Below are 24,967 nucleotides of genomic sequence, written 5' to 3' on the forward strand. Positions count from 1 at the left end.
CCTTCTCCTTATCTGTCAGCATGATTGCTGCAAGAATTAGCACCGTGTTCATTTAGAATCGGTTGCCGGGCTTCATCGGGCTCGTCCCTCCGCCTGCTCTTGATAAGAAAATTTATGTTTATCGTTTTAAATTTTTGCACAATTGTATTATGTCACCAGGTGTTTTATCTGTCAACAGAGAATTTTTTACGTAATATGACAAAATTCTTTTATGCTTAAAAAGATGAAAAATTTTAAAAAAAGATTGACACTTTTTTATAATCGGTGCTAGTATGTGCTCAAGATATTTCAAAAAAATGAATCTTTTATACTCTTATCAAGAGCAGGTGGAGGGAAATATGGCCCGATGAAACCCAGCAACCGACCGTAATATCGTTGTGAAACGAGGCGCAGCTAGAGATGTCTGCGCCCAATGTAAGGCACGGTGCTAATTCCATTCAGAATTTATTCTGGAAAGATGAGAGGCAAAATCGTAATGACGAATGCCTCTTTCTGTACTGGAAAGGGGCATTTTTGTTTCTGTAGTGACAAAGCAGGTCCGACTACATCTCTTTATGTAGTCACCCCTGTTTTGTGCAGCAGAGTACTAATGAAATAAGGGGGAAGAGAGATGGCTGTTTTAGAGAATATAGGGTATCGCGCTTTAACAGAGGAATCTGCATGTGAATACGTAAAGAGTTTAAATCTGTTCTTACCGGATGAAAAAATGACGGTGGAAGAGATTGGTGATGGTAATTTGAATTATGTTTTCCGTATTGCTTCTAATCGTAAAAGTGTAATTATTAAGCAAGCACTCCCCTATGCAAAAGTAGTGGGAGAAAGCTGGCCGCTAACACTTAAACGAGCAAAACTGGAGGCAGAAGTGCTTAAGAAGCATGGTGAAGCAGTTCCTCACCTTGTCCCAGCAGTACTAGCAACAGATGAAGAACTTGCATTAACTGTAATGGAGGACCTTTCGCATTTGACAATTGTAAGAGAGGGATTGATTCAAGGGAATCATTATCCGAAGTTATCAGCTGATATTGGTGAGTACTTAGCAAAGACATTGTTTTTAACTTCAGATTTTGCTCTTCATCCGTTTGAGAAAAAGAAATTGGTTGCTAAATTTTCAAATCCTGAACTATGTAAAATCACTGAGGATTTAGTATTCACCGATCCATTTTTTGATGTGGAAACGAATGATTTTGAAGCTGGGTTGGCTGAAAGTGTTCAGCAATTATGGGCTAATGACAAGTTGAAACTCGAAGTAGCAAAAATAAAATATGCTTTTCTCACTGAAGCAGAGAGCTTACTACATGGTGACCTACATACGGGAAGTATTTTTGCGAGTAAGTACGAGACGAAAGTCATTGATCCTGAGTTCGGCTTTTATGGTCCGATTGGATTTGATGTCGGTCAATATATTGCCCATCTAATTTTCCAAGTACTTGTACGAAACGAAAACGATAGAATGGTTATTCGCCAACAGATTGAAGAGGTATGGGATGTGTTTTCTTATCATTTTTCAGAAGCTTGGCAAAATTCTGTTGTTCATCCTTTTACTAAAGTACCAGGCGCGCTAGAATCTTTTCTAGCTAAAGTATTTAAAGATGCAATCGGAGTAGTGGGATGTGAATTAATACGAAGAACAATCGGACTGTCGCATGTGAAGGATCTTGATGGGATAGAAGATAGTTCAATTAGATTAGATGTGAAGCAGGCAACAATACAATTAGGCTCATCCTTGATAATTAATCGCGAAAACATAGTAACAATCTCGCAACTTCTTAAGGAACTTGAGGTGTATACACCATGAGTATACCAACACCCATTGAATGGCAAGAAGGTAGATTGAAAATTCTAGATCAAACGTTATTACCGCATCAAACAAGTTGGATAGAACTCGAAACCATTGAAGATGTCTTTGAGGCGATTATTCAGTTGAAAGTGCGAGGAGCGCCAGCTATTGGAATCACTGCTGCTTATGGTTTAGCGATTGCTGCAAAAAAATACGAAGGTGTCGACATCGAAACTTTCCATCTTAGAATTCATGAAGATTATCTTTATCTTGCGGGTTCTAGGCCGACAGCCGTTAATTTGTTCTGGGCTTTGGATCGAATGATGAAAGGAATAGAAACTCTTTATTCAACAGAAGAGGCGATTCTCAGTTTAGAGCAAGAAGCAAAGCGAATCCATCAAGAAGACGAAGAGATTTGTCGGCAAATTGGCGAAAATGCACTCAGTCTCTTGAATGGAAAGAAAAAAGTATTAACGATTTGCAATGCGGGGACGATTGCTACAGGGAAATACGGTACAGCGCTGGCACCGTTTCATTTAGGTAATGAAAGAGGCGTTGACTTTCAAGTATACGCTTGTGAAACGAGACCGGTTCTACAGGGGGCGCGCCTAACGGCATGGGAACTTCAACAGTCCAATGTGGACGTGACGGTCATAACTGATAATATGGCTGCTCATACGATAGCAACAAAGGGGATTGAAGCGATTATAGTCGGGGCCGATCGCATTGCCAGGAATGGAGATACAGCAAATAAAATCGGGACATGGCAACTAGCTATTTTAGCAAACTATTTTCAGATTCCTTTCTATGTAGCTGCACCATTGTCAACATTTGACTTCTCTATTGCATCAGGGGCAGATATTCCGATTGAGGAGAGGTTGGCGGAAGAGGTGACTCATATCGGTCCATACCAGGTTACACCAGAAGGAACGAAAGTATTTAATCCGGCGTTTGATGTGACAACTGCTAATTTAATTACTGCAATCATTACAGAAAAAGGCATTTTTGCAGCAGATCAAAGCAAACTGGCACTATTGAATAAAACAGAAGAGGGAGTTAAGGTATGAAGAACAATCGAATAGGATTAGCGTTTTTTATTATTTTTATTTTAATTTTGGCAGGCTGTCAGCCAAAAGGAAGCAGCTCAAATAGTGAAGCAACTGCATCAACTAAAGAACATCCCTTGGCTAATAAAAAAATCGCACTGATTATGCAAATTAATTTAGGGACATTTTCCGCCCAATATATTGAAGGGGTAAAAGAGCAGGTAGAAAAGTTTGGTGGAACCGTTCAAGTATTTACTTCGGAAGGTGACTTAGCAAAAATGGCTTCTAATTTAGATGCAGCGATTAATCAAAAATTTGATGGGATATTAATCGATCATGGAACGAAGGAAGCGTTAACACAAGGGGTAGAAAAAGCGGTTGCGCAAGATATACCTGTAGTCGTCTTTGATGCTGACATTGCTGTGAAAGATGTCACTGTACTTCAACAAGGCGATGAAGAAATGGCGAAGTTGACATTAACCAAGCTTGCAGAAGATGCAGGAGGGAAAGCGAATATTGTTAAGATTTGGGTAGCTGGATTTGCACCGATGGAAAGAAGACAAATAGCGTATGAACAATTTTTAAAAGAGAATGCAGATATTAAGGAAGTAGCCGCATTTGGTGCTGCGACCGACAATACAGCATTAGATACGCAAGCACAAATGGAAGCAATTTTAAAACAATATCCAAATGAAGGTGAAATTACATCCGTTTGGGCAGCATGGGACGAGTTTGCTAAAGGAGCTGTCAGAGCGCTAGAGCAAGCAGGTAGAGAAGATATTAAAGTCTACGGAATTGATATGAGTGACGAAGATCTGCAACTGATACAAAAAGAAAACAGTTCATGGGAAGCCACAGCTGCCGTTGATCCAAAAGATATTGGTCGTATTCAAGTTCGATATTTATACCAAAAATTAAACGGTGATTCGCCAAACGAAAAAGTTATCCTTGATCCTGTTTTTGTAGAGAAGAGTCAATTACCTGATGAGGCAATTACAACAAATGAACTGCATGAATATATAGATGGTTGGGGAGAAAGTGAACAAGGTTATACGGAAGAACTAAAAGCACTTGAAGACAAGTGAATGAAATGGTTTGTAGCTAGTCAACCGACTTCTAGAGAGTCGGTTGACTAGCTATGAAGGGAGGGCTCCTTTAAATGAGTGAAGTTGTTTTGGAAATGAAAAAAATTAGTAAAAGTTTCGGACAAGTTATGGCACTAAGGGACGGGGAATTAGTGGTTCATAAAGGAGAAATACATGCTTTGCTCGGAGCAAATGGAGCTGGGAAGAGTACATTAATGAAAATTCTTTCTGGAGTATATAGACAAGACCAAGGAGAAATCCTGGTTAACAACGAAAAAGCTCTTTTTCTACACCCTCGTGACGCGAAAGAAAAAGGAATATTTTGCGTTTATCAGGAGGTTGATACAGCCATTGTTCCCCAGCTTACTGTAGCAGAAAATATTATGCTTGATCGCTTTTCACAAGAGAAAGGGTGGTTCTTCTCTCGTAAGGAATTACATCGCCAGGCACAGGAAGCATTAACATTACTAGATGTGAATGATATGGATCTAAACCAAGTAGCTTCTAATCTAAGTCTTGCGAAAAAGCAATTGGTTCTTATCGCTAGGGCGTTAGTGCAAACGACTAAAGTGATTATTTTTGACGAGCCAACTGCGCCGTTATCACATAGAGAGGCAGAAAAATTATTTCATGTCATCAGGCAACTAAGAGGAAAAGGAATTGGTTGTATTTTTATTACACATCGTTTACCTGAAGTATTTGCCATTGCTGATGTGGTGACCGTTATGAGAGATGGGCGTCGAATTTCAACCGTACCAATTGATCAGATAACGCAGGAAATGGTGATTGAACAAATGCTTGGAGAAGTGTGGCATGAGGAAAGTAAGATTATGCACAGTTATAAACGAGGGGAAGAGGTCTTAGCTCTTAAGAATATCAATCTTGGAAAGTTACAAAATATTAGTTTAAATGTATATGAAGGTGAAGTTGTAGGCATTGCGGGTTTGGTAGGTGCTGGTAAAACGGAACTAGCAAAAACGATATTTGGAAACACACCAGCCAAATCAGGAGAAATCATGGTCTCTGGTAAGAAGGTACAATTGAAGCATCCCAAAGCAGCTATTGCTTGTGGTATCACTCATATTCCTGAAGAACGCCGGAAAGAAGGGCTATTCATTAATGAAACGATATCGAAGAATGTAACATTCCCACAGCTAAAAAAGTATGTAAAAGCGGGATTTATGAACAGAAAGGCTGAGAGAAAAGCTACTGAAGAAGTGATTTCAACTTTGCAGGTAAAAACAAAAGATGCAGAGGTCGAAGTGAATCATTTAAGTGGAGGAAATCAGCAGAAGATCGTTATCGGTAAGTGGTTATCAGATGAAGCAAAGGTTTATTTATTTGATGAGCCTACTAAAGGTGTGGATATCGGTGCGAAAAGAGAGATTCTTAAACTAATTCAACAGCTTGCAAAAGAAGGCAAGGCCATTTTGTATTTTAGTAGTGAAATACAAGAATTATTAACTGTTTGTCATAGAGTATTAGTGATGTATGATGGCAAATTCGTAAAAGAGTTTACGCAAGAAAAGGCAACGCAAGAAAAGATTCTGCTATATGCAAGTGGTGGAAAGGAAGTCAATCATGAAGGACAAATTGATCGCATTTCTATTTAAATACGGGGCAATTACGTTACTTATTCTTATTATTTGCTATTTTACAAGTGTGAGCTCATTCTTTTTAACCTATGATAATTTTTCGGATATATTACGTTCCATTTCGATTGTCACTGTGCTGGCGCTCGGTGTCACATTTACATTAGTAGTTGACGGCTTTGATTTATCTGTTGGCTCGACAATGTCACTCGCAACTGTTTTTACTGCTTCACTGATGGTATGGTACGATTTACCGCTATGGTTAGTTCTCCTATTACCGATTATCGTTGGAGTGGCTGTGGGACTATTTAATTCGTTTTTAATTGTTGTAATTGGCATTCCTGATTTATTAGCCACATTGAGCAGTATGTATATCGTAGCGGGATTACATCGGACTTATACAGAAGGATACTCTATCTATAACCATATGCCACTAACATCTGGTGGGACAGCAATTGGTGCGTTTTCTAATGCCTTTCTATGGATTGGTCAAGGGCATTTATTAGGTATTCCCGTACCCGTATGGATCATGATGATTTTAGTGTTAGCTTCCTACTGCTTTTTAAACTATACAAGATGGGGAAGAATCTTCTATATGACAGGAGGGAATGCCGAAGCTGCGACCTTATCTGGTGTAAAAGTGAAGAAAATTAAATGCATGGCTTATGTGATTTCTGGAATTTTTGCTAGCATAGCAGGGATTTTATTTACTGCTAGGGTAGGATCAGGGCAAATCGATGCAGGTGCACCACTACTGATGGAAGCAGTTGCAGCTGTATTTGTTGGCTACTCGGTACTAGGGGCTGGAAAACCCAATGCGCTAGGTACATTCTTTGGTGCAGCAGTCATCGGCGTATTATTAAATGGTTTAACAATTATGAATCTACCTTATTATGCTTTTGACATTATTAAAGGGACCGTACTCGTGTTAGCATTGGCTGTGACTTATATGTATGCGAAAAATAAGTTTTCAACAAATAGCTTATAAAGAAGTAGTGGGTGAGGCAAAACAGATAGAAGCCAAACATAGAGGAGTTCGCGCCGGGGGTGTATTTGTTAGTTTTCATTTTTAACTGGCGTAATTTTTTTGGGGTTTCCTCTCTATATAGATGCAGTTGTTTACTTATCTACTATATGAATAAGCAAACTGGTTTACATAGCTCACCATGCAGATGAGGCAGCCGAAGCATGCATAGCTTTACTCTATCTTTTTTCACTGAAATGCACTCTCCAGCATGGTTCAATAACAAGCACACAGCTGATAAAAAGACCGCTGAACATTTAAGGTTCAGCGGCTATTTAGTTGATTATTTTTCTTTTATGGATGCTTCAATATAATTATTCATTTCTTTTTCAATTAGTTCAGCCAGTGATTCTGCCCCGGTTTTTCCTACATGGACGCCATCACCACCGAAGTATTCCGGATGATTTTCTCCAAGTTCGTGCCAATCGACTAGTGTGACATGGTCTTCACCTTCCGCCTTTTTCAATAAAGCGTCATTTACATCTTCTTCCCATGAACGTGGTACTTTTGTATTTACAAGATAGATATCTGCTTCACTAAATAAATCAATTAGTTGATCTAAATGCTTCTCACGGAAAAAGCCGTTTGTACCTAACATGAAAATGATCGCATTTTCTTTTTGGTTAAAGGAAATGTATTGCTGACTTACATCGACTGCTTGATGAACTTGACGCCCCACCTTCGCATCAATTGTAATAGCAGGAAAGCGTAGCTGTAAACTTGGTGCAACATCAAGCATTAATGAATCACCAATGGCCAGAATTTGGTTATAATGCTCAGCGGCAGGGAGTGGCTCTGCCTGTATTTCTACTTCATCCTCTACTTCTTCCGTACCTTCTGTCTTCTCCTTTGGCGCTTCTTTTGAGGAGTCATTTTTCTCTGGCACATTCGAGGCTTCTTCTTTCGTTTCTTCTTTCGGTTGATCTGTACTGTTTTCTTGGGAAATAACTAATTCCGTTGGTTTCTCTTCCTGCTCTTCTCCTTTGACAACACCGGTCATACCGGCAATAAAGATAATAGCTGCTAATGGAACAAAAGCTGCACCCATTCTATACTTTCCATTTAAACTTTTCCATTTAAGAGGATTTATTTTCTTGAAATTTTTAAAGAATGCTCTAAAACCATATTTTCTAATCGGTTGCTCTAAGAATCGGTAGGATACTTCTGCTATTGCAAAAATAGCGATGAGCTGTAATAGCACTCTCCATAGTTGCGGTGATGCTATTTGGTCGACAGGCGTTGTTAAAATAATAATCGGATAATGCCATAAATAAATACCATATGAGCGTGTGCCAATCCACCTAAGTGGCTTCCATGATAGCCATTTGCTTAATATACTTGATGGGTGACAGACACAAGCAATGACAACCGCTGATAGGAGTGCAATTAGAAACATGCCTCCAATATATAGAAACGGATTATATTCATTAATGGTAAACATACATAGTAACAAAATCACTAGAGCACCGATACTTGTGACATTAAGTGTTTGTTTTAGTTGTGGTGAGAGTTTCTTAGCTGATAGTCTTTTCATTGGCCAAACAAGGGCTAACCAACAGCCAATTAATAATTCAAATGAACGTGTATCAGTCCCATAATAAACTCTGCTCGGATCACCATTGGGGTCATATTGTAATGACATCCATAAACAAGATAATAAAGCGCTTAAAAAGATAATTCTTGAAACGGTTGCTCGATTCTTGAAAATATAAATTAGAACCGTTAGAACAAGTGGCCATAATAGATAGAATTGTTCTTCAATCGCCAGTGACCATAGGTTTTTTATTGGGGATGGCGCAGCGAAACTATCAAAATAGGAAACCTCGTGGAAAATAAACCACCAGTTACTTACATAGAATAGAGAAGCTAGCGCATCACCACGCATAACGGATAACAAGTTTTGATGAAAAAGAACGACCCACACAAAGGTAATAAAAATCATTGCATAAGAAGCGGGTAATAAGCGGCGAGCACGACCAACCCAAAACTTCTTCAAATCTAATTTCATGCTTTTGTTTTGATCCGGTAAAAGAGTGGAAGTAATCAGGTAGCCAGATAGAACAAAGAATAAGCTAACGCCTAAAAACCCGCCTTCTGCCCAATCAAAGCGAAAGTGATAGGCAATCACGGCTAAAACAGCAATCGCTCTCAGTCCGTCGAGCCCGGTAATATAATGTGTGTGTGTCTTTTTTTTCATATGTACGTCCTCCATTTTTGATGCAATTAAACTCTAGCTGCCGGATGGAATCATCATCCGTTTAAAAGTGAACCACTAACTGATTTATGTATTATTTTCTAATAAACTTCATTTATATAAACATATAAAATAGACGATGAATCTATCGTATTTAGTTTCAAAAAGCTTGTAAAAAAATTTGCAGAATAGCGATAAAAAAGCACTACAATTATTCATTTTACTCTTATTATGTAATGATTTGGATAGGTGGAAAGAATGATATATTATAAGGGGGAAAAGTCCTGTTAAATAGGGAAAAATAAGCAGTTAACAGGGCAAAAGAATCTTTGGGTGGTCAATAACCTTATAGAAAAGGTCATTTGAAAAAGTTATTTAAAATGCAAGGCTCCAATTATGGCTTCTTCCCAAAAAGTAAGACCCCTCTTTTAAAATTTAAGAGAGGTCTCAATTATTTTTTATTCAAATCATATTTAATGGATATAACGATCACTCACTAGTAATTCATCGATCATTTCAGTTGGAATTTCAAACTGAACAACGCTCATATAACCAGGTGCCACTTCATATTCATCAAATGAGATGATAAGGTGATTTTCTTCGTTGATAAAGAATGATTGCTCTCGGTTAATAGTTGTAAATGATTCCACATCATCTAGCCAATAAATGAGATTTTCATCATTAGCCATATTCTGCTTCATTTGCTTTTTAACTTCTTCACTTATTACCTCTACATATGCTTCTGAAGTAAATAAACTTGGTAAAGTGAGAACCGTTTGTAACTCTTTATCGATGGTGAGGTAATCTTTTTGTTCATATCCAGATGCTTCGGCTTTAAACGTATGAAGTTCGATGGACAATATCTGATTATTTTCATTTACAATGCTGTAATCACTTTGAATAGCTAGATGACCGCTACTATCCGTATATTCTTGATATAATTGCTTTCCTTTTTCAAGAAAAGCTTGATTTAAATGAGTTTCTAGTTGGTGGTTTTCTAGACCAGAAATTTCTGGTATCTCTACATCAATTGATTTACTTTCTTCATTCTCGTGTATTTGATCAATGGTAATAACCTCAATAATTTGTTTTAAAATAGGTACTTCTGACATTGCTTTTGCCGCCTGAGGGCTAAAGTTTACCGTTGCTGTAAAAATACTCGCAGCAGACACAATACTAGTTGGCCATAACCACCGCTTTTTCGAATGCTTTTGTTGGGTGTGACTAGTTAATGCGCTTTCGATGATATCATCTAATTCTGCTGGTATAGGTATATCATTATATTGTCTACGCCATTCTTTCAGTCGATTACTCATCCATTTCATCTCCTTCTGTCAGTTCAAGCTTTAATAATTTTAAGCCGCGATATAATCGTGTCTTGACTGTATTGACATTTTCATCTATAACAGTGGCAATTTCTTGAATCTTTAAGTCTTCAAAATAGCGCAGTAAAATGACCGTTTTATATTGTAAGGGCAATTGTGCTAATGCATCATGTAAGTCAAAATGCATATAAACATCCTGTTCTCCTCTTTGCAAATAGGTGATTGTGTCATGATCTGATACAGTCATGCGTTTATGCTTTTTTAAGAAGTCGAGCGATGTACGTACGATAATCTTATAAAACCAACTTCTTAATGCATCGACATTTTCTAATTTATTGATTGAGAGCAATCCTTTTTTAATGGATTCACTAACAATATCTAAAGCATCTGCTTGGTTTCTAACATAACTATAAGCAAGCCGGTAGTAATCTTGTTTATGTTCTTCAACCATTTGTACAAACATATTTTGCTTATTCATCTTTCAAGGAGCTCCTTTTAAAAAACTTTGTACAATGGATAGACGATTGATCTCATAGAAAAAGTTTGTGCGGAAATGAACTTTTTATTTATTCATTATGCTAATGTTTGTTTAAGAATAGAATTCGAAGATAAAAGAAAAGGTGGAGAAACTGGAGGAGTGTTTATGGATCAACATTTATTCTTATTTGGTGGAAGTCCGCCTTTTGGAAGAAGTCATGGAAAGCAGTTTGCCAGTCTTTGCAATCAAAGAGACGGACATGTAGCGATATTTTGTTTGAATCGTAAAGGCTGGCAATCTTATATGTCTAAATATCAGCATATTTTAGAAGAAGAAGGTGTAACAGATTTTCGCTATTATTTATTAGAAGAGACTACGTCGATCAACAAAGAAAAAATAACTGGCATGATTATATGTGGCGGTGACACACTTTCCTATCATCACTATATCGTAACTAAAAGGGTAGGGGAGGAAATAAAGCAACTCTTTCAAGAAGGAGTGCCAATCGCAGGCTTTTCTGCCGGTGCTTTAATATGTCCAGCATATTGCATGGTTTCCCCGAGCGATTATAATGGAGAACAACGGATGATTTTAAATGGCTTAGGTATCTTACAAGGTTATATTATCGCTGCTCATTATACAAAATGGAACGAAAAGCAGAACCTAATTGCTGTAATGACTGAAACGAAGACAGAAAAAGGATTGGGCTTGGATGACGAAGCAAGTGTTTATTTGAAAAATGGACAGATTGAATCGTTAGAAGGGAAGAATGTACATATTTTTGAATAATTAGATCGAGAAGGGATGGAGTTCTGAATGGTAATCAAAGAGCTTTCCGTAGATGATGGGAAACAACTTGCACAATTGATGATGGATGTAGAGGCAAGCAGTCCTTATATGTTGATGGAAGCAGGGGAAAGAACATTAACGGTTGAAGGGGCAGAGGCTTTACTTAATAGAGATCATATAACGGTTATTGGTGCCGAAGATGGAGAACAATTGATTGGGTATACACTTGTGATAAGAGAAACGGTGCGAAAGAAAAAACATTGTACGAGTATTGTTGTCGGTATTCATAAAGATTACAGAGGAATGGGAGTTGGAGGGCAATTATTACAGGCGGTACTGGCATGGGCCAATCAGGAAAAGATCATGCGGATTGAATTGACAGTAGTATCAGAAAATGAAGCAGCACTAGCGCTATATAAAAAGATTGGTTTTGAAGTAGAAGGTGTGAAACGAAGGTCGTTATTAATGGACGGAGAATATTATGATGAGTATTATATGGGAAAATTATTTTGAACAATCTGATATCTAATCAAATAAAGATAGCCTATAGAAATCAAACGAATATAAGGTAAGACACGTTAAAGTATGTCACCTATCATTATTAAAATAGAAGATATCCGCAAAAGTGGGATACAACACAAAAGAATGAGCAAGTCCACATAACTCTTGGCGATAGCTAAAAGGTATGTGGACAAGATATCATGCTATGATTCAAATGGGATGATACGAGAGCCGCCGATGCCCATCCTTATCTTTCTAGTTCAGCTTCTGTCACCCATTTATGGTTCGTGACTTTTTCAGTGCCAGTGGTTGGCGTATAGTCAATCATATAAACGGTTGTGTCTTCACTTGAGACGATTTCCACTTCTGCGCCCTTCATACCCTCCATATGATCAGCGGTAGTCACAGTGGTATCTCCCTCTTGTAATGGTGCATTACCTGGCTCTTCTAGCTCTTCATGAATAATCCATTTGTGATTTTTCACAGGCTCTCCACCTGAAGTAGGGGTATAGTTTACAGCATAAGCCGTTGTATTATAAGCACCAACAATCTTTGCCTCCGCACCTTCCATGCCTTCCATATGTCCCGTTTTTATTGTCGCTGTGGAGCCAACAGCGTATGTGGGTTCATCAGCATCTTCTAAGCCTTCCGGGATTTCACCATCACTAGAATGATCCATTCCCTCATGGTCCATTTCTTCATGATTCATTTCCTCATTTCCATTCGGCTCATCATTACCTGGTGATGCATCATTGTCGTTATTACAAGCAGCTAAAAATACCATTGCCAACAAGGCAATCATTCCAACGGTTAGTTGCTTTTTCATATAGGTCATCTCCTTTAATGGTTTGCAATTATTATAGATTGTAAATTTGCAGATTATATGAAGGAATAATTGTCATCTTCATTCTGAACAAAAGAACAAATTATGATACCCATTTATACCCAATTCCCCATACGGTTTGTAAATGCTGATCAATAGGGAAATCAACTTCACGTAGCTTTTCTCTTATATTTCGTATATGTGAATCAACTGTTCGGTCTTCGATATATACCCCGTATCCCCAAATTTTCGTAATGAGATGTTCGCGTGAAAAAACATGATTTTGATGAGTTAAAAAAAGCTCAAGTAACACAAATTCTTTTTGTGTGACAGGGATTTTTTTCTTTTGATAGTAAAAATCATAGGATTCCTTATTTAACTGTAGTTCTTTAAATATAATTTCACTGCCAGTTGCTTTTGTTCTTCTTAAGACAGCTTCGATTCTAGCGATCAGTTCTTCTTCATCAAATGGTTTAGCAATATAATCGTCGGCACCAATGGTTAGCCCCTTAACTACATCTGGTTTACTTCCTTTCGCTGTTAACATAATGATGGGCACATCACTTTGCTGTTTGATCAATTGACATAGTTCCCACCCGTCCATATCAGGCATCATTACATCAATGATGACTAGTTCAATAGCATGATCTTCCATATAGTCCAGCGCACATGCACCGGAAGTTTTTTTTATACAAGAAAACCCGTTTTGTGATAAATACAGGTCTAATAAATCAAGCATCCGCATTTCGTCATCTACTAAAAGTATCTTTCTCATTTAATACTGCTCCTTTTAACATGATCGTAAAAGTTGTCCCGGTTTTTGCGTTGCTTTTGACAGTAATGTCACCATTATGGGCGTTGACTAATTCTTTCACAATCGAAAGACCGAGACCCGAACCTACATTACTTGAATGGTTGCTATATGTCCCACGATAGAAGCGTTTAAAGATATGTGGAAGGTCTTTTTCTTGAATGCCACTTCCGTTATCAACAATGCTTATATATAAATCGTTTGTATTCGTCCATATCTTTAATGTCGTTTCCGTAGCCGTTTGACTATATTTCAATGAATTATCCAATAGGTTATAAAGAATCTGTTCTACTCGAGCTGAATCGATATTTACAATAATATTTTCTTTTGGCATTTCCACATGTAATCTCATGGATTGATGGTGGAAAGCTGGTTCGAATTTATGATGTAAATGGGCTAGAAAGTCGCTTAAATGAATGGGTTGCTTCTTCATTTTAAAGCCGTATTGATCTATTTTTGCTAATTCAAATAAGTCTTCTACTAGTGTATTTATTCTTTTCGCTTCTTCCTGAATGATGGACAAATATTTTTCACGTTCTTCAATTGGAAGCTCCTTTCTTTGAACGATGTCAGCGTATCCTTTTAGGTAAGTGAGCGGTGTTTTTAATTCATGAGAAATATTGGCTAAAAATTGACTGCGCTCTTGCTTTAAATGTTTTAACTCACTGGCAAGTAGATTGATGGTTTTGGCTAGTTTGCCGAGTTCATCATTACCAATATCAGGTAGAGATATGGAGAAATCGCCACTTTTTATTTGGATCGTGGCTTCTTTCATCTTATTAAGCGGTCGGACTAAAGCGATAGAAAGCAATATTATAATCACAATCGTTAGAAAAGCTGTGATTAATCCTGTAATAAAAAAATGATTATTTAAGCGATCAATCAGTGTTTGAATAGAATCAGTGTTTTGAAACATGAAAACGTATCCTTGATTAGGAATAGAGCTTACAGTTACAATATAGGGTTGATTTTCCCAATCATTTTCTACGACACCGTTTTGTAGCTTCATTCCTGATGAAATAATTTTTTTCATATCCAATGAAAGTGAGGAAGCAAGTACACTTCCCTTTAAGTTTGTAACAATCACATCAGTACTGGCTTCTTTTTCCATAAGAGCTACATGCTGAATCGTATCTGCTTCAAAACTAGTTCTTAACGTGTCTTTATGAGCATCTCCTCTAGATTGTAAGGAAAAAAGTTCCTCTTCCACTCTCGACTCAACTAAGGAAGAGTGAAGAAAGAAAAAAAGAAAGAGTTCTAAAGTGAAAATAATCAAGAAAAATAGAAGTCCTAGTTTAACGGATAAATTCTTCATAGCATCACCTATCGCTAATTATAGAGAATACATGTGGAGAATGTGTGCAGAGTGACTTGTCATATCATAGCTTGTTTCGTACATAAGTATAGAGCAGGTCTTAAGGATAGTCACTTTCAGTTGTGAAAGGGTGTGGAATGATGTATCGTGGTAAAAATAAATTCACATCGATTATTATCGTGCTTGCTTTGACGCTAATAATATATTTGATTATTAATGTATTTAAGCATACGGATGTCTATATCGTCTATCGAGCAGGAATGGGGACATTTGTATTCGCTGGGCTTATCATTACTACAATTGTCGTTCTATATATAAAGGGAAGCTCTTTTAGTAAAAGACGATAGGAAGAGAGTGAATTCATTAAAAATAATGGTTTGGGAATATTCTGTTGTCTAATCATTGAGTTTGTTTCCCAACTTAAAAGAGGAAAAATCCGCAAGTATTTAGCATTTAGAATACAAGTAAAGAAATGTACCCAACCAATTATTGATCGTGCGGTTTTTCATTATACGTGTTGTACACGTACATATTTAATCTATTTCAAAGCAAGATTTTGACTTGCAATACTTAGGGGCTTCCAAATTAAGTTGGCAGCCTTTTTTGTGTAGATAGAAGTAAATCGCCCACCAATAGCAAAGGGTCTTAATCTCATGTATGAAAGGTGTGATTCTGGAGACATTATGTGAATACGGTGAAGGGGCTAGGGGGATTGTACATGTTTGGATTACCGATAAAATGTTTGCCTCTTTCAACAATTTTTTATTATCCCTATTTAAATTCAATGAGCCAAAAAGGTTGCTATAGACCCACTCGACTAGTGATTGCTATGATAAATATAGCGATTGAAGGGTGTGTTTTTAGTGGATGAACAAAAATATAAGAATTTAAAAATTGGTGAAAAAGGTGCAAAGTTAAGTATTATTGTTTACATCATACTATCGGTTTTTAAGTTGACCGTTGCCTATATGACAAACTCAGCTGCTCTAAAAGCAGATGGATTAAATAATGTGACAGACATCATTGCGAGTATTGCTGTTCTGGTGGGCTTACGAATTTCACAACGACCTCCAGATAAAGACCATAAATACGGACATTGGAAAAGTGAAGCAATTGCCTCCTTGATTGCTGCTTTTATTATGTTTGCTGTCGGTGCAGAAGTAATTATTGGAGCGTTTTCCTCTTTAGTGAATCAAACTTCCGAAGTGCCTAATGCGATTGCTGGATATGTGGCTTTATTGGCTGCTGCAATTATGTTTGTTGTGTCTATTTACAACCAAAAGTTGGCTAATAGTATTGATAGTAAATCATTGTATGCAGTGGCTATGGATAACCGCTCTGATGCACTAGTTAGTATCGGTGCAGCAATTGGTATATTTGGATCACAACTTGGATTACCTTGGTTAGATACAGTAACAGCTGTAATAGTTGGCTGTTTGATTGTTAAAACAGCATGGGAGATCTTCAGAGACTCAACACATCAACTAACAGACGGCTTTGATGAAGATAAGATTGAGGAATATGAAAATGCCATTCATGCGATTGAAGGCGTGAAAGAAATAAAGGAAATCAAAGGGCGTTTGTATGGAAATAATATCGTTGTCGATGTGATTATTTGTGTAGAAGGAACGATGGATATTAACCTTGCCCATGATCTCGCTACAGTAGTTGAAAAAGAATTAATCGAGAATCATCATGTTTATGATGTTCATGTTCACGTTGAGCCTCATGAAACTTGTGAAGATAGGGCCTAATAGTAAGTAAAGAAGCTCATCTGATTAAATTCAGGTGAGCTTCTTTACTATTGGGAGAACAAAACATTTACAAAAGGGGAAAATCTATTTGACCAAATTGAGTAAGTAAGCGTTAAAATAAATAAGTTAGAAAAAGAAATAGAGGAGAGACTGGATGCGTTCATTTGGAAGACTATTAAATTACATAAAGCCATATTGGTTTTTGGCTTGTTTAGGACCATTTTTAATGTTTATCGAAGTAAGTATGGATTTACTTCAGCCCACAATTATGCAACATATGATTGATGATGCGATCGCTAATAATAACACGGAGCTGACAATTCAGCTTGGTATTTCTATGATTATTGTCGCCATCATCGGATTAATAGGTGGGGTTGGTTGTTCTATTTTTAGCACAAAAGCTGCGGTTCATTTTTCAACAGACATAAGAAAGGATGTATTTAATCGTATTGTGCAATTTTCTAGTAGGGACGTGGATCGTTATGGTTCGGGCAAGCTCATTACGATTGTAAGTAATGATATTAGTGTATTACAGCGCGCGGTATTAATGACGTTAAAAGTTTTTGTAAGGGGGCCGTTATTGTTCATTGGCAGTGTCCTAATCGTCTTTTTTACTGCAAGAGAACTTTTTCCAATTGTTATGATTGCTGTGCCGATTTTATTTATTATTATTATTTATTTCACCAAAAAATCAGCGGCTTTATTTGAAAAAGTGCAAGTAGCAATCGATGGCATCAATACCCGCTTACAAGAAAATTTAGCCGGTATTCGCGTCGTTAAAGCATTCGGAAGAGAAAACTTTGAAATGAAGCGATTTGCCGAAAAAAACAATATGTTAACGAAGGTCAATATTTCTGCAGAACAATTGATTGCTCTTATGATGCCCTTATTGCTTTTTATCGTGAATTTAGGCATTGTGGCTGCTTTATGGCTTGGTGTCATAAAGGTGGATGGAGGAACAATTGAAGTCGGAGCAATCCTTGCTTTTATTAACTATATGACGATTATTATGAATGGCTTGATGTCCAGTAGCCATGTGTTGATGTTAATAACAAGAGCTTTCCCTTCGGCTAATCGAATTCAAGAAGTATTAACGGTTGAAAAAGATATGGTAGACGGTGAACATACCATTGCTCAACAGAAAGAGGAGCATTTATTATTTAAAGATGTTGCTTTTAGTTATAGCAAAAATGGTGAATATGTGCTAAAAAATATAAACTTCACTATTCAACGAGGAAAGACGTTAGGAATTATTGGTCCAACTGGTAGTGGAAAGACAACAATAGCCAAACTCATTCCTCGATTGTATGATGTCGATCATGGTCAAATCCTTTTGAACGGTGTGGATATTAAAAGTTACACGAAGGAAACATTACGGAAACAAATCGGTTTTGTTAGCCAACGTGCGCTATTATTTTCAGGTACTATTGCAGACAATCTAAAAGATGGGAGAACCGATGCATCACTAGAAGAAATGAAGCAAGCGGCAAATGATGCCTGTGCAGTTGAATTTATTGAGAAATTGGATGAAGGTTATGAGTATGAAGTGGCGCAAGGAGGGAAGAATTTTTCCGGTGGGCAAAGGCAAAGACTTTCCATTGCTAGAGCATTTATTAGGGAGCCAGACTTGCTCATTCTTGATGACTCAACCTCAGCCGTTGATGCCCTATCTGAAAAGGAAATTCAACATGCATTAAACCAACGTCATTCGACGAAAGTGATTATTTCATCAAAAATATCCTCAATAAGAGAAGCGGATGAGATCATTGTTCTTCATGAGGGTGAGATTGTCGCTAAAGGTAATCATGAGACGTTGTTAGAAGAAAGTGAAGTATATAAGGAGATTTATCAAACACAAGGGGGAGCCGGCCATGAGTAATCAACCAAAAGAACAAAAAACACTAGATTTTGGCCGAGGTCCTAGCCGTATGAATGGTAAAGGGGCGACACCGAAAAAATTTATAGGGACATTGCTACGTATATGGCAGTATATGAAACAACAAAAGATAAGAATGATACTTGTTGTTTTTATGGTGTTATTATCAACTTTATTTACATTAGCTGGTCCTTATTTAATCGGTGTCATCATTGATGATTTTATTTTAAAAGGTGAAATTACAGGTACCATTGTCATGTCCGCCTTACTAGCATGTATATATATTCTTATATCTATTACTACATGGGCACAAACGCTCATCATGGTAAATGTGTCGTTATTAACAATAAAAAAAATCCGTCAGGAATTATTTGATCAGCTCCAAAGTTTATCGTTGAAATTTTTCGATAAGCGTTCTTATGGCGAATTAATAAGTCGAGTAACAAATGATATCGATAATTTACATGCAGCGCTTAGTCAAAGTGTGATTCAAATCGTTTCATCCGTTTTAACAATTACCGGAGTAGCGATTGCGATGATTGCATTAAATGGTGTGATGGCCATCGTGGCATTCTTGGTGATTCCACTTATGTTTTTAGCAACGAAAGCGATTGTCTCTTATAGTAGTCATTATTTTTCTGCGAGACAGCGAGATCTCGGCGAAGTGAATGGGCAGGTAGAGGAGTCAATCTCTGGATTGGAGATTATTGCATTATATGGCAAAGAGGATGACGTTCTTACTTCTTTTGAGCATAAAAATGAAATGTTAAGAACTTCTTCTATTCGTGCTGAAATATCATCAGGTTTTCTTGGCCCTGTGAATAACTTTATGAATAACTTGGGATTAGCCTTTATTATTTTTACAGGCGCATTACTCGCGATTGTAAATATGGCTTCGATAGGGATGATTGCATCATTTGTGACGTATTCCCGTAATTTTTACCGTCCAATTAATCAGTTGTCTAATTTGATTACCACTTTTCAATCGGCCATAGCTGGTGCAGAACGTGTTTTTGAAATTTTAGATGAAAAAACAGATATAGTTGAAAGTCCGTCAGCTCTAAAGGTATCGGCATTGGTAGGAAATGTTGAATTTAGGAATGTTTCTTTTGCTTATGAGCAGAGAGAGGTTTTATCATCGCTTAGTTTTAGTGTGAAAGCTGGAGAGACTATTGCCATCGTTGGTCCAACTGGTTCAGGTAAAACAACCATCATTCAATTACTCGCTCGTTTTTATGATGTTACAAAAGGGGCAATCTATATTGATGGTGAAGACATAAGAGACTATGAAATACGTCTACTTCGTAAAAATATCGGAATCGTTTTACAAGATTCTTATTTATTTTCTGGAACGGTTATGGAGAATATTCGTTATGGGAAGCTTAAAGCAAAAGATACAGATGTAATAGAGGCAGCCAAGCTTGCGTCAGCTCATGCCTTTATAAAGCATCTCCCGAAAGGATATGATACGTTTATCGAAAGTGGCGGCAGCAATTTAAGTCAAGGACAAAAACAGCTTCTTTCTATCGCAAGAGCAATGCTTGCGAATCCCAATATTCTAATATTAGATGAAGCCACATCCAGTATTGATACACAAACTGAAATTCAAATTCAAAAGGGATTGGCACAATTAACAAAAGGGAAAACGACATTTGTCATTGCCCATCGCCTCAAAACAATTGAGCAAGCCAATCATATTATGGTCATAAAGGATGGAGAAATTGTTGAACAAGGCAGTCATCAGCGGTTATATAATAAGCAAGGGGTTTATGCAGATATGTATAAACAGCAGTTTTTAAATTAACAAAAGTTAAGGCAGAAAGCAACTCGAAGTGAGTTTTGAAGGGATGAAACGGATTAGCATTCACATTGAAATTAAAATAGGAGATGATTGTGCGAGGGCTTGAGCTTGCCCTGCACAATCATCAACAGATTAGTGTTTTTTGTGTATGTTATTGTAAATGGTGTTTTTTAATCCTATATTGCAAATTCTGTCTGCTCATACCAAGTTCCTTTGCTGTCTTGGTAATATGGTGCTGATTTCTTATAAGAGCTTGTTGAATAAATTCGCGCTCGGCTTTTGTTAAATAGTCATTTAAAGTTTGCCCAATGTGCTCAAACTTATGGCTGTCGGTTGAGTGTTCGAATACTTTCTCTTTTCTCAAGAATGGTTGGGATTGTAATCGATGACGATAATGAAAAGGTAAGTGATGATAGGTAATCGTTTGTTCGTATTCGATTAAGTTCATTGCGCCTTCAATAAGATGTTCTAGCTCTCTGACATTACCTGGCCATTCATAATGAAAAAGGTTTGATAAAAGGAGAGGATCAATATCTTTTACTCCCATTGCAAACTTTTCATTATATTTATGAATGAAATGGTAGGCAAGTTCCTCTATGTCTTCTCTACGCTCTTTTAACGGAGGGATAGCTAAAGAAACGACACCTAACCGATAATATAAATCTTTTCTTAAATGTCCATGTGTAATTGCATCAATCGGATCCTCATTAATTGTAGCAATAATACGGACATTAAATGACCGGTCTCTCGTATCCCCTACTCGTCTTACTTTTTTCTCTTGTAGAACTCTCAATAATTTTGCTTGTAAGTGTATATTTAAAGAATTAATTTCATCCAGTAGAAGTGTACCACCTTCTGCTTCTTCAAATAATCCCGGTCTTTCGATTGCACCGGTGAATGCCCCTTTTTTCGTACCAAAAAGCAAACCTTCAATTAAGTTGTCCGGGATGGCAGCACAGTTTTGCGAAATAAATGGTTTATGTGCCCGCTCACTTGCGTTGTGAATGCTTTGAGCAAATAGTTCTTTTCCTGTACCTGTGTCCCCGATAATTAAAATAGAAGAATCCGTTCGCGTCGCTCTTTTACTTGCCTCGATCACATCAGTTATGGCAGGACTATGACCAATGATACTTTGAAAAGTAAAGCGGGTTTCTTCTCTTTGTTGTCTATTCTCCCTGATTAACTTTTCTAATTTTGTAATATCGCGGGCAATCTCCATTGCGCCAATACGCTCGTTTTCATAGAAAATGGGGAGAGTATGATTAACCGTAGTAATTTCTAGTCCTTGATTATTGTAATAACTTTGCTTTGCGTTCTCGATTTTAATGCCTTTTTCAACCGCTTCAAGTAACCGACTTTCTTCATTATGTTCAAATGAAAAGACATCATATAAGTTTTTATAGAGTACCTCGGATTTAGCCATCCCTTCAATTTCAGCCATTTTTCGGTTATAAATAACCGTATTTCCGCCTTCATCAACGACATGGACACCAGCGTCAATTTCATCTAAGACTTTGTCATAATAGTAATTCATTCGTTTTAGAAAATTGTTCATGAATGTCCCCCCTGTAATTCCTTATTATACACATGCGCAAAAAAAATTTGCGGGAGGGGTGAAAAAAATTTTTGCATAACGAAAATTTTTTTTGCGTTTAATAAGAGAAATATATTATTTATTCGCATTTTTAGTAATTGGCACGTTATTTGCAATAATAATGGGGAACGTTAAAAATAGAATAAGAGAATCAAAATATAGAGTAGGAGGAATTTCGAATGGTACAGCCATATAAACATGAACCATTTACTGATTTTAGCGTAGAAAGTAATCAAGCGGATTATTTAAAAGGACTTGAAACGGTTAAATCCTATTTAGGTCAAGATTATGATTTATTAATTGATGGTGAAAGAATCTCTACAAAAGAGAAAATCGTATCTATCAATCCAGCAAATAAAGAAGAAGTCATTGGTCGTGTGTCAAAAGCAGATCAAGCATTAGCAGAAAAAGCAATGCAATCGGCTGTAAACGCATTCCAATCTTGGCGTAAAGTGAAGCCAGAAACGCGTGCGGATGTTTTGTTTAAAGCCGCTGCAATTATTAGAAGACGTAAACATGAGTTTTCCGCTCTAATGACAAAAGAAGCGGGTAAGCCTTGGAATGAGGCAGATGCTGATACAGCAGAGGCTATCGATTTCTTAGAATATTATGCCCGACAAATGCTAGCGATTAAAGATGGCGTACCTGTCAATAGCCGACCGAATGAATACAATCGTTATGACTATATTCCACTTGGAGTGGGAGTTATTATTTCTCCTTGGAACTTCCCGTTTGCCATCATGGCTGGTACAACAGTTGCTGCGATTGTGGCAGGTAATACGGTGCTTTTAAAGCCAGCTTCAACGACACCAATCGTTGCGGCTAAATTTGTAGAGGTATTAGAAGAAGCTGGATTACCGAAAGGCGTACTTAACTTTGTACCAGGAAGTGGAGCAGAGGTCGGTGACTATTTAGTTGACCATAAGGATACTCGGTTTATTTCATTTACAGGCTCAAGAGATGTTGGTCTTCGAATTAACGAACGTGCATCTAAACTAAATGATGGTCAAATTTGGATTAAACGTGTGATTGCTGAAATGGGAGGGAAAGATACGATTGTTGTTGATAAAGATGCTGATTTAGAGCTTGCTGCACAATCAATCGTCGCTTCTGCTTTCGGATTTTCTGGACAAAAATGCTCAGCCTGTTCTCGTGCAGTCATTGTAGAAGAGGTTTATGATCAAGTACTAGCAAGAGCAGTAGAAATTGCTAAAGAGAAAAAGGCAGGTAATCCTGAAGATCGAAGTAACTATACAGGCCCAGTCATTGATCAATCAGCATTTAATAAGATTATGAGTTATATTGAAATTGGAAAAGAAGAAGGAAAGCTTATGCTTGGTGGTGAAGGCGATGATTCTAAAGGTTATTTCATTCAGCCAACGATATTTGCGGACCTAGACCCACAAGCGCGCATTATGCAAGAAGAGATTTTCGGACCAGTCGTTGGTTTTACAAAGGCAAAAGACTTTAATCATGCAATCGAGATCGCGAACAATACAGAATATGGCTTAACTGGAGCTGTTCTCACGAATAATCGTGAACATATCCAACAAGCAAGAGAAGATTTCCATGTCGGTAATCTCTATTTTAATCGTGGTTGTACGGGTGCCATTGTTGGTTATCAGCCATTTGGTGGTTTTAATATGTCAGGTACAGATTCAAAAGCAGGCGGACCAGATTATATTATGCTTCATATGCAAGCAAAAACTACGTCTGAAATGTATTAAATTCAATCAAGGCAGAAAGGGATGATTATCCCTTTCTAGCGACCTATTAATCAAAACAGGAAGGATGTCGATAAAGATGAAAAATACAGTACAAACAAAACACCTGATCGAACAATCTGAAAAATTTGGTGCGAATAACTATCATCCACTGCCAATTGTTATTAGTGAGGCAGAAGGTGTTTGGGTGAAGGATCCTGAGGGTAACAAATACATGGATATGTTAAGTGCGTATTCAGCAGTTAACCAAGGACATCGCCATCCAAAGATTATTCAAGCGTTGAAAGACCAGGCAGACCGCGTGACATTAACTTCAAGAGCTTTCCATAATGACCAATTGGGTCCTTGGTATGAAATGATTTGTGAGCTGACAGGTATGGAAATGGCTTTGCCAATGAACACAGGTGCAGAAGCGGTGGAAACAGCTGTAAAAGCAGCTCGTCGATGGGCTTATGATGTAAAAGGTGTAGCCGAGAATCAAGCAGAAATCATTGCTTGTATTGGAAACTTCCACGGCAGAACGATGACAGCTGTCTCCCTTTCTTCAGAAGAAGAATACCAAAAAGGTTTTGGTCCGATGCTTCCGGGGATTAAGCTAGTTCCTTATGGAGATATAGCTGCATTAAAAGCTGCTATTACAGAAAATACGGCTGCCTTTTTAATTGAACCGATTCAAGGAGAAGCTGGAATTGTTATTCCACCAGAAGGGTTCTTAAAAGAAGCGCGTGATTTATGTAAAGAGAAGAATGTCCTGTTCATTGCTGATGAGATTCAAGCTGGGCTAGCACGCTCTGGAAAAATGTTTGCTTGTGAATGGGAAGGCGTAAGTCCTGATATGTACATTCTAGGTAAAGCTTTAGGTGGAGGGGTTTTCCCAATTTCTTGTGTTGTTTCAAGCAAGGAAGTTTTAGGTGTCTTCAATCCGGGCTCACATGGTTCAACATTTGGTGGGAACCCAATGGCATGCGCGGTTTCTATGGCTTCCATTGAAGTAATTAAAGAAGAGAAGCTTGTAGAGCGATCTTTAGAGCTAGGTAACTATTTTGTTGATCAATTGAAAGAAATAAACAATCCCATGATTAAAGAAGTCCGTGGACGTGGGTTGTTTATCGGAGTGGAGCTTACTAAACCCGCACGTAAATATTGTGAAGCATTGAAAGAAGAAGGGCTTCTTTGTAAAGAAACACATGATACGGTTATTCGCTTTGCCCCGCCACTTATTATTTCTAAAGAAGACCTTGATTGGGCAATTGAAAAAATAGTAAAAGTTTTAGGATAAGACAGTTTTTAATAAATTATTAGAATAATTCTTCTATATATGATATTATCATAATAATCACTTTAATACTGTAAGAGGAGAAAGATACAATCGATCACATTTATCTTTCTCCTAATCCTTTATTTCATGGAAGTTATCAAACTTTAAAAAAACGTAAACGCTTTCTTTTTTAGATAGAT

General features: G+C 37.4%; 20 protein-coding genes and 2 riboswitches. Of the genes, 13 read left to right on the top strand and 7 right to left on the bottom strand.

What is annotated here, in order from left to right:
* Positions 1 to 5: 5 nt before the first annotated feature.
* A riboswitch (SAM riboswitch) is annotated at positions 6 to 109 on the bottom strand.
* A gap of 201 nt (positions 110 to 310) precedes the next feature.
* A riboswitch (SAM riboswitch) is annotated at positions 311 to 464 on the top strand.
* Between the two features lie 146 nt (positions 465 to 610).
* From mtnK to MHH73_RS05525, 5 genes are all read left to right on the top strand, one after another.
* Positions 611 to 1,795, top strand: a complete 1,185-nt coding sequence (gene mtnK, locus MHH73_RS05505) for an S-methyl-5-thioribose kinase (protein WP_341065371.1) — start codon at positions 611 to 613, stop codon at positions 1,793 to 1,795.
* Entirely contained in the window at positions 1,792 to 2,844 is a 1,053-nt protein-coding gene (mtnA, locus tag MHH73_RS05510) for an S-methyl-5-thioribose-1-phosphate isomerase (RefSeq protein WP_341065373.1), read from the top strand. Before mtnK ends, mtnA begins: the two co-directional genes overlap by 4 nt.
* Positions 2,841 to 3,908 (top strand): sugar ABC transporter substrate-binding protein, encoded by a 1,068-nt coding sequence (locus MHH73_RS05515; RefSeq protein WP_341065375.1) that lies wholly within the window; start codon positions 2,841 to 2,843, stop codon positions 3,906 to 3,908. Before mtnA ends, MHH73_RS05515 begins: the two co-directional genes overlap by 4 nt.
* 74 nt (positions 3,909 to 3,982) lie before the next feature.
* Complete coding sequence (locus MHH73_RS05520; RefSeq protein WP_341065378.1) at positions 3,983 to 5,521, top strand: sugar ABC transporter ATP-binding protein; 1,539 nt, start codon at positions 3,983 to 3,985, stop codon at positions 5,519 to 5,521.
* On the top strand, positions 5,490 to 6,488 hold the full coding sequence (locus MHH73_RS05525) for an ABC transporter permease (protein ID WP_341065380.1): 999 nt from the start codon (positions 5,490 to 5,492) through the stop codon (positions 6,486 to 6,488). Before MHH73_RS05520 ends, MHH73_RS05525 begins: the two co-directional genes overlap by 32 nt.
* Before the next feature lie 319 nt (positions 6,489 to 6,807).
* Here the strand turns inward: MHH73_RS05525 and MHH73_RS05530 are convergent, their stop codons facing one another.
* The 3 genes from MHH73_RS05530 to MHH73_RS05540 form a co-directional block, all read right to left on the bottom strand.
* Positions 6,808 to 8,721, bottom strand: a complete 1,914-nt coding sequence (locus tag MHH73_RS05530) for an acyltransferase family protein (protein ID WP_341065382.1) — start codon at positions 8,719 to 8,721, stop codon at positions 6,808 to 6,810.
* A 470-nt stretch (positions 8,722 to 9,191) separates the two neighbouring features.
* Positions 9,192 to 10,034, bottom strand: a complete 843-nt coding sequence (locus tag MHH73_RS05535) for a DUF3298 and DUF4163 domain-containing protein (RefSeq protein ID WP_341065384.1) — start codon at positions 10,032 to 10,034, stop codon at positions 9,192 to 9,194.
* Positions 10,027 to 10,521, bottom strand: coding sequence for a sigma-70 family RNA polymerase sigma factor (locus MHH73_RS05540; protein WP_191815619.1), 495 nt, complete (start codon positions 10,519 to 10,521; stop codon positions 10,027 to 10,029). Before MHH73_RS05540 ends, MHH73_RS05535 begins: the two co-directional genes overlap by 8 nt.
* Before the next feature lie 165 nt (positions 10,522 to 10,686).
* Here MHH73_RS05540 and MHH73_RS05545 point away from each other — a divergent pair, with 165 nt between their 5' ends.
* Both MHH73_RS05545 and MHH73_RS05550 read left to right on the top strand, forming a co-directional pair.
* Positions 10,687 to 11,310, top strand: a complete 624-nt coding sequence (locus MHH73_RS05545) for a Type 1 glutamine amidotransferase-like domain-containing protein (RefSeq protein ID WP_341065387.1) — start codon at positions 10,687 to 10,689, stop codon at positions 11,308 to 11,310.
* A gap of 27 nt (positions 11,311 to 11,337) precedes the next feature.
* Positions 11,338 to 11,823: a GNAT family N-acetyltransferase gene (locus tag MHH73_RS05550; RefSeq protein WP_341065390.1), complete on the top strand. Its 486-nt coding sequence runs from the start codon at positions 11,338 to 11,340 to the stop codon at positions 11,821 to 11,823.
* A 235-nt stretch (positions 11,824 to 12,058) separates the two neighbouring features.
* Here the strand turns inward: MHH73_RS05550 and MHH73_RS05555 are convergent, their stop codons facing one another.
* The 3 genes from MHH73_RS05555 to MHH73_RS05565 all read right to left on the bottom strand — a co-directional run bounded on the left by MHH73_RS05555 (position 12,059) and on the right by MHH73_RS05565 (position 14,760).
* Complete coding sequence (locus MHH73_RS05555; RefSeq protein ID WP_341065393.1) at positions 12,059 to 12,637, bottom strand: YdhK family protein; 579 nt, start codon at positions 12,635 to 12,637, stop codon at positions 12,059 to 12,061.
* A 100-nt stretch (positions 12,638 to 12,737) separates the two neighbouring features.
* Complete coding sequence (locus MHH73_RS05560; protein ID WP_341065395.1) at positions 12,738 to 13,409, bottom strand: response regulator transcription factor; 672 nt, start codon at positions 13,407 to 13,409, stop codon at positions 12,738 to 12,740.
* The gene (locus tag MHH73_RS05565; protein ID WP_341065397.1) at positions 13,384 to 14,760 is read right to left on the bottom strand and encodes a sensor histidine kinase; all 1,377 of its coding nucleotides are present in this window, start codon (positions 14,758 to 14,760) and stop codon (positions 13,384 to 13,386) included. The genes MHH73_RS05560 and MHH73_RS05565 overlap by 26 nt, the downstream gene beginning before the upstream one ends.
* A gap of 140 nt (positions 14,761 to 14,900) precedes the next feature.
* Between MHH73_RS05565 and MHH73_RS05570 the strand changes: the two genes are divergently transcribed.
* The 4 genes from MHH73_RS05570 to MHH73_RS05585 all read left to right on the top strand — a co-directional run bounded on the left by MHH73_RS05570 (position 14,901) and on the right by MHH73_RS05585 (position 20,194).
* A complete protein-coding gene (locus tag MHH73_RS05570) occupies positions 14,901 to 15,107 on the top strand; it encodes a hypothetical protein (RefSeq protein WP_191815631.1) in 207 nt (68 codons plus the stop codon).
* 516 nt (positions 15,108 to 15,623) lie between these two features.
* Positions 15,624 to 16,514: a cation diffusion facilitator family transporter gene (locus MHH73_RS05575; protein ID WP_191815633.1), complete on the top strand. Its 891-nt coding sequence runs from the start codon at positions 15,624 to 15,626 to the stop codon at positions 16,512 to 16,514.
* 154 nt (positions 16,515 to 16,668) lie between these two features.
* On the top strand, positions 16,669 to 18,393 hold the full coding sequence (locus MHH73_RS05580) for an ABC transporter ATP-binding protein (RefSeq protein ID WP_341065401.1): 1,725 nt from the start codon (positions 16,669 to 16,671) through the stop codon (positions 18,391 to 18,393).
* On the top strand, positions 18,386 to 20,194 hold the full coding sequence (locus MHH73_RS05585) for an ABC transporter ATP-binding protein (protein ID WP_341065404.1): 1,809 nt from the start codon (positions 18,386 to 18,388) through the stop codon (positions 20,192 to 20,194). Before MHH73_RS05580 ends, MHH73_RS05585 begins: the two co-directional genes overlap by 8 nt.
* Positions 20,195 to 20,342: 148 nt before the next feature.
* Here MHH73_RS05585 and MHH73_RS05590 read toward each other — a convergent pair whose 3' ends face one another.
* Positions 20,343 to 21,746, bottom strand: coding sequence for a sigma-54 interaction domain-containing protein (locus tag MHH73_RS05590; protein ID WP_191815640.1), 1,404 nt, complete (start codon positions 21,744 to 21,746; stop codon positions 20,343 to 20,345).
* Positions 21,747 to 21,964: 218 nt separating this feature from the next.
* Here MHH73_RS05590 and pruA point away from each other — a divergent pair, with 218 nt between their 5' ends.
* Positions 21,965 to 23,512 (top strand): L-glutamate gamma-semialdehyde dehydrogenase, encoded by a 1,548-nt coding sequence (gene pruA / locus MHH73_RS05595; RefSeq protein WP_341065408.1) that lies wholly within the window; start codon positions 21,965 to 21,967, stop codon positions 23,510 to 23,512.
* Between the two features lie 76 nt (positions 23,513 to 23,588).
* Positions 23,589 to 24,788 carry an ornithine--oxo-acid transaminase gene (locus MHH73_RS05600; RefSeq protein WP_341065411.1) on the top strand — a complete coding sequence of 400 codons (1,200 nt, stop codon included), beginning with the start codon at positions 23,589 to 23,591 and terminating at the stop codon, positions 24,786 to 24,788.
* The last annotated feature ends 179 nt before the right edge of the window (positions 24,789 to 24,967 follow it).

The organism is Cytobacillus sp. FSL K6-0265, assembly GCF_038003465.1.
Classification (GTDB): domain Bacteria; phylum Bacillota; class Bacilli; order Bacillales; family Cytobacillaceae; genus Cytobacillus; species Cytobacillus stercorigallinarum.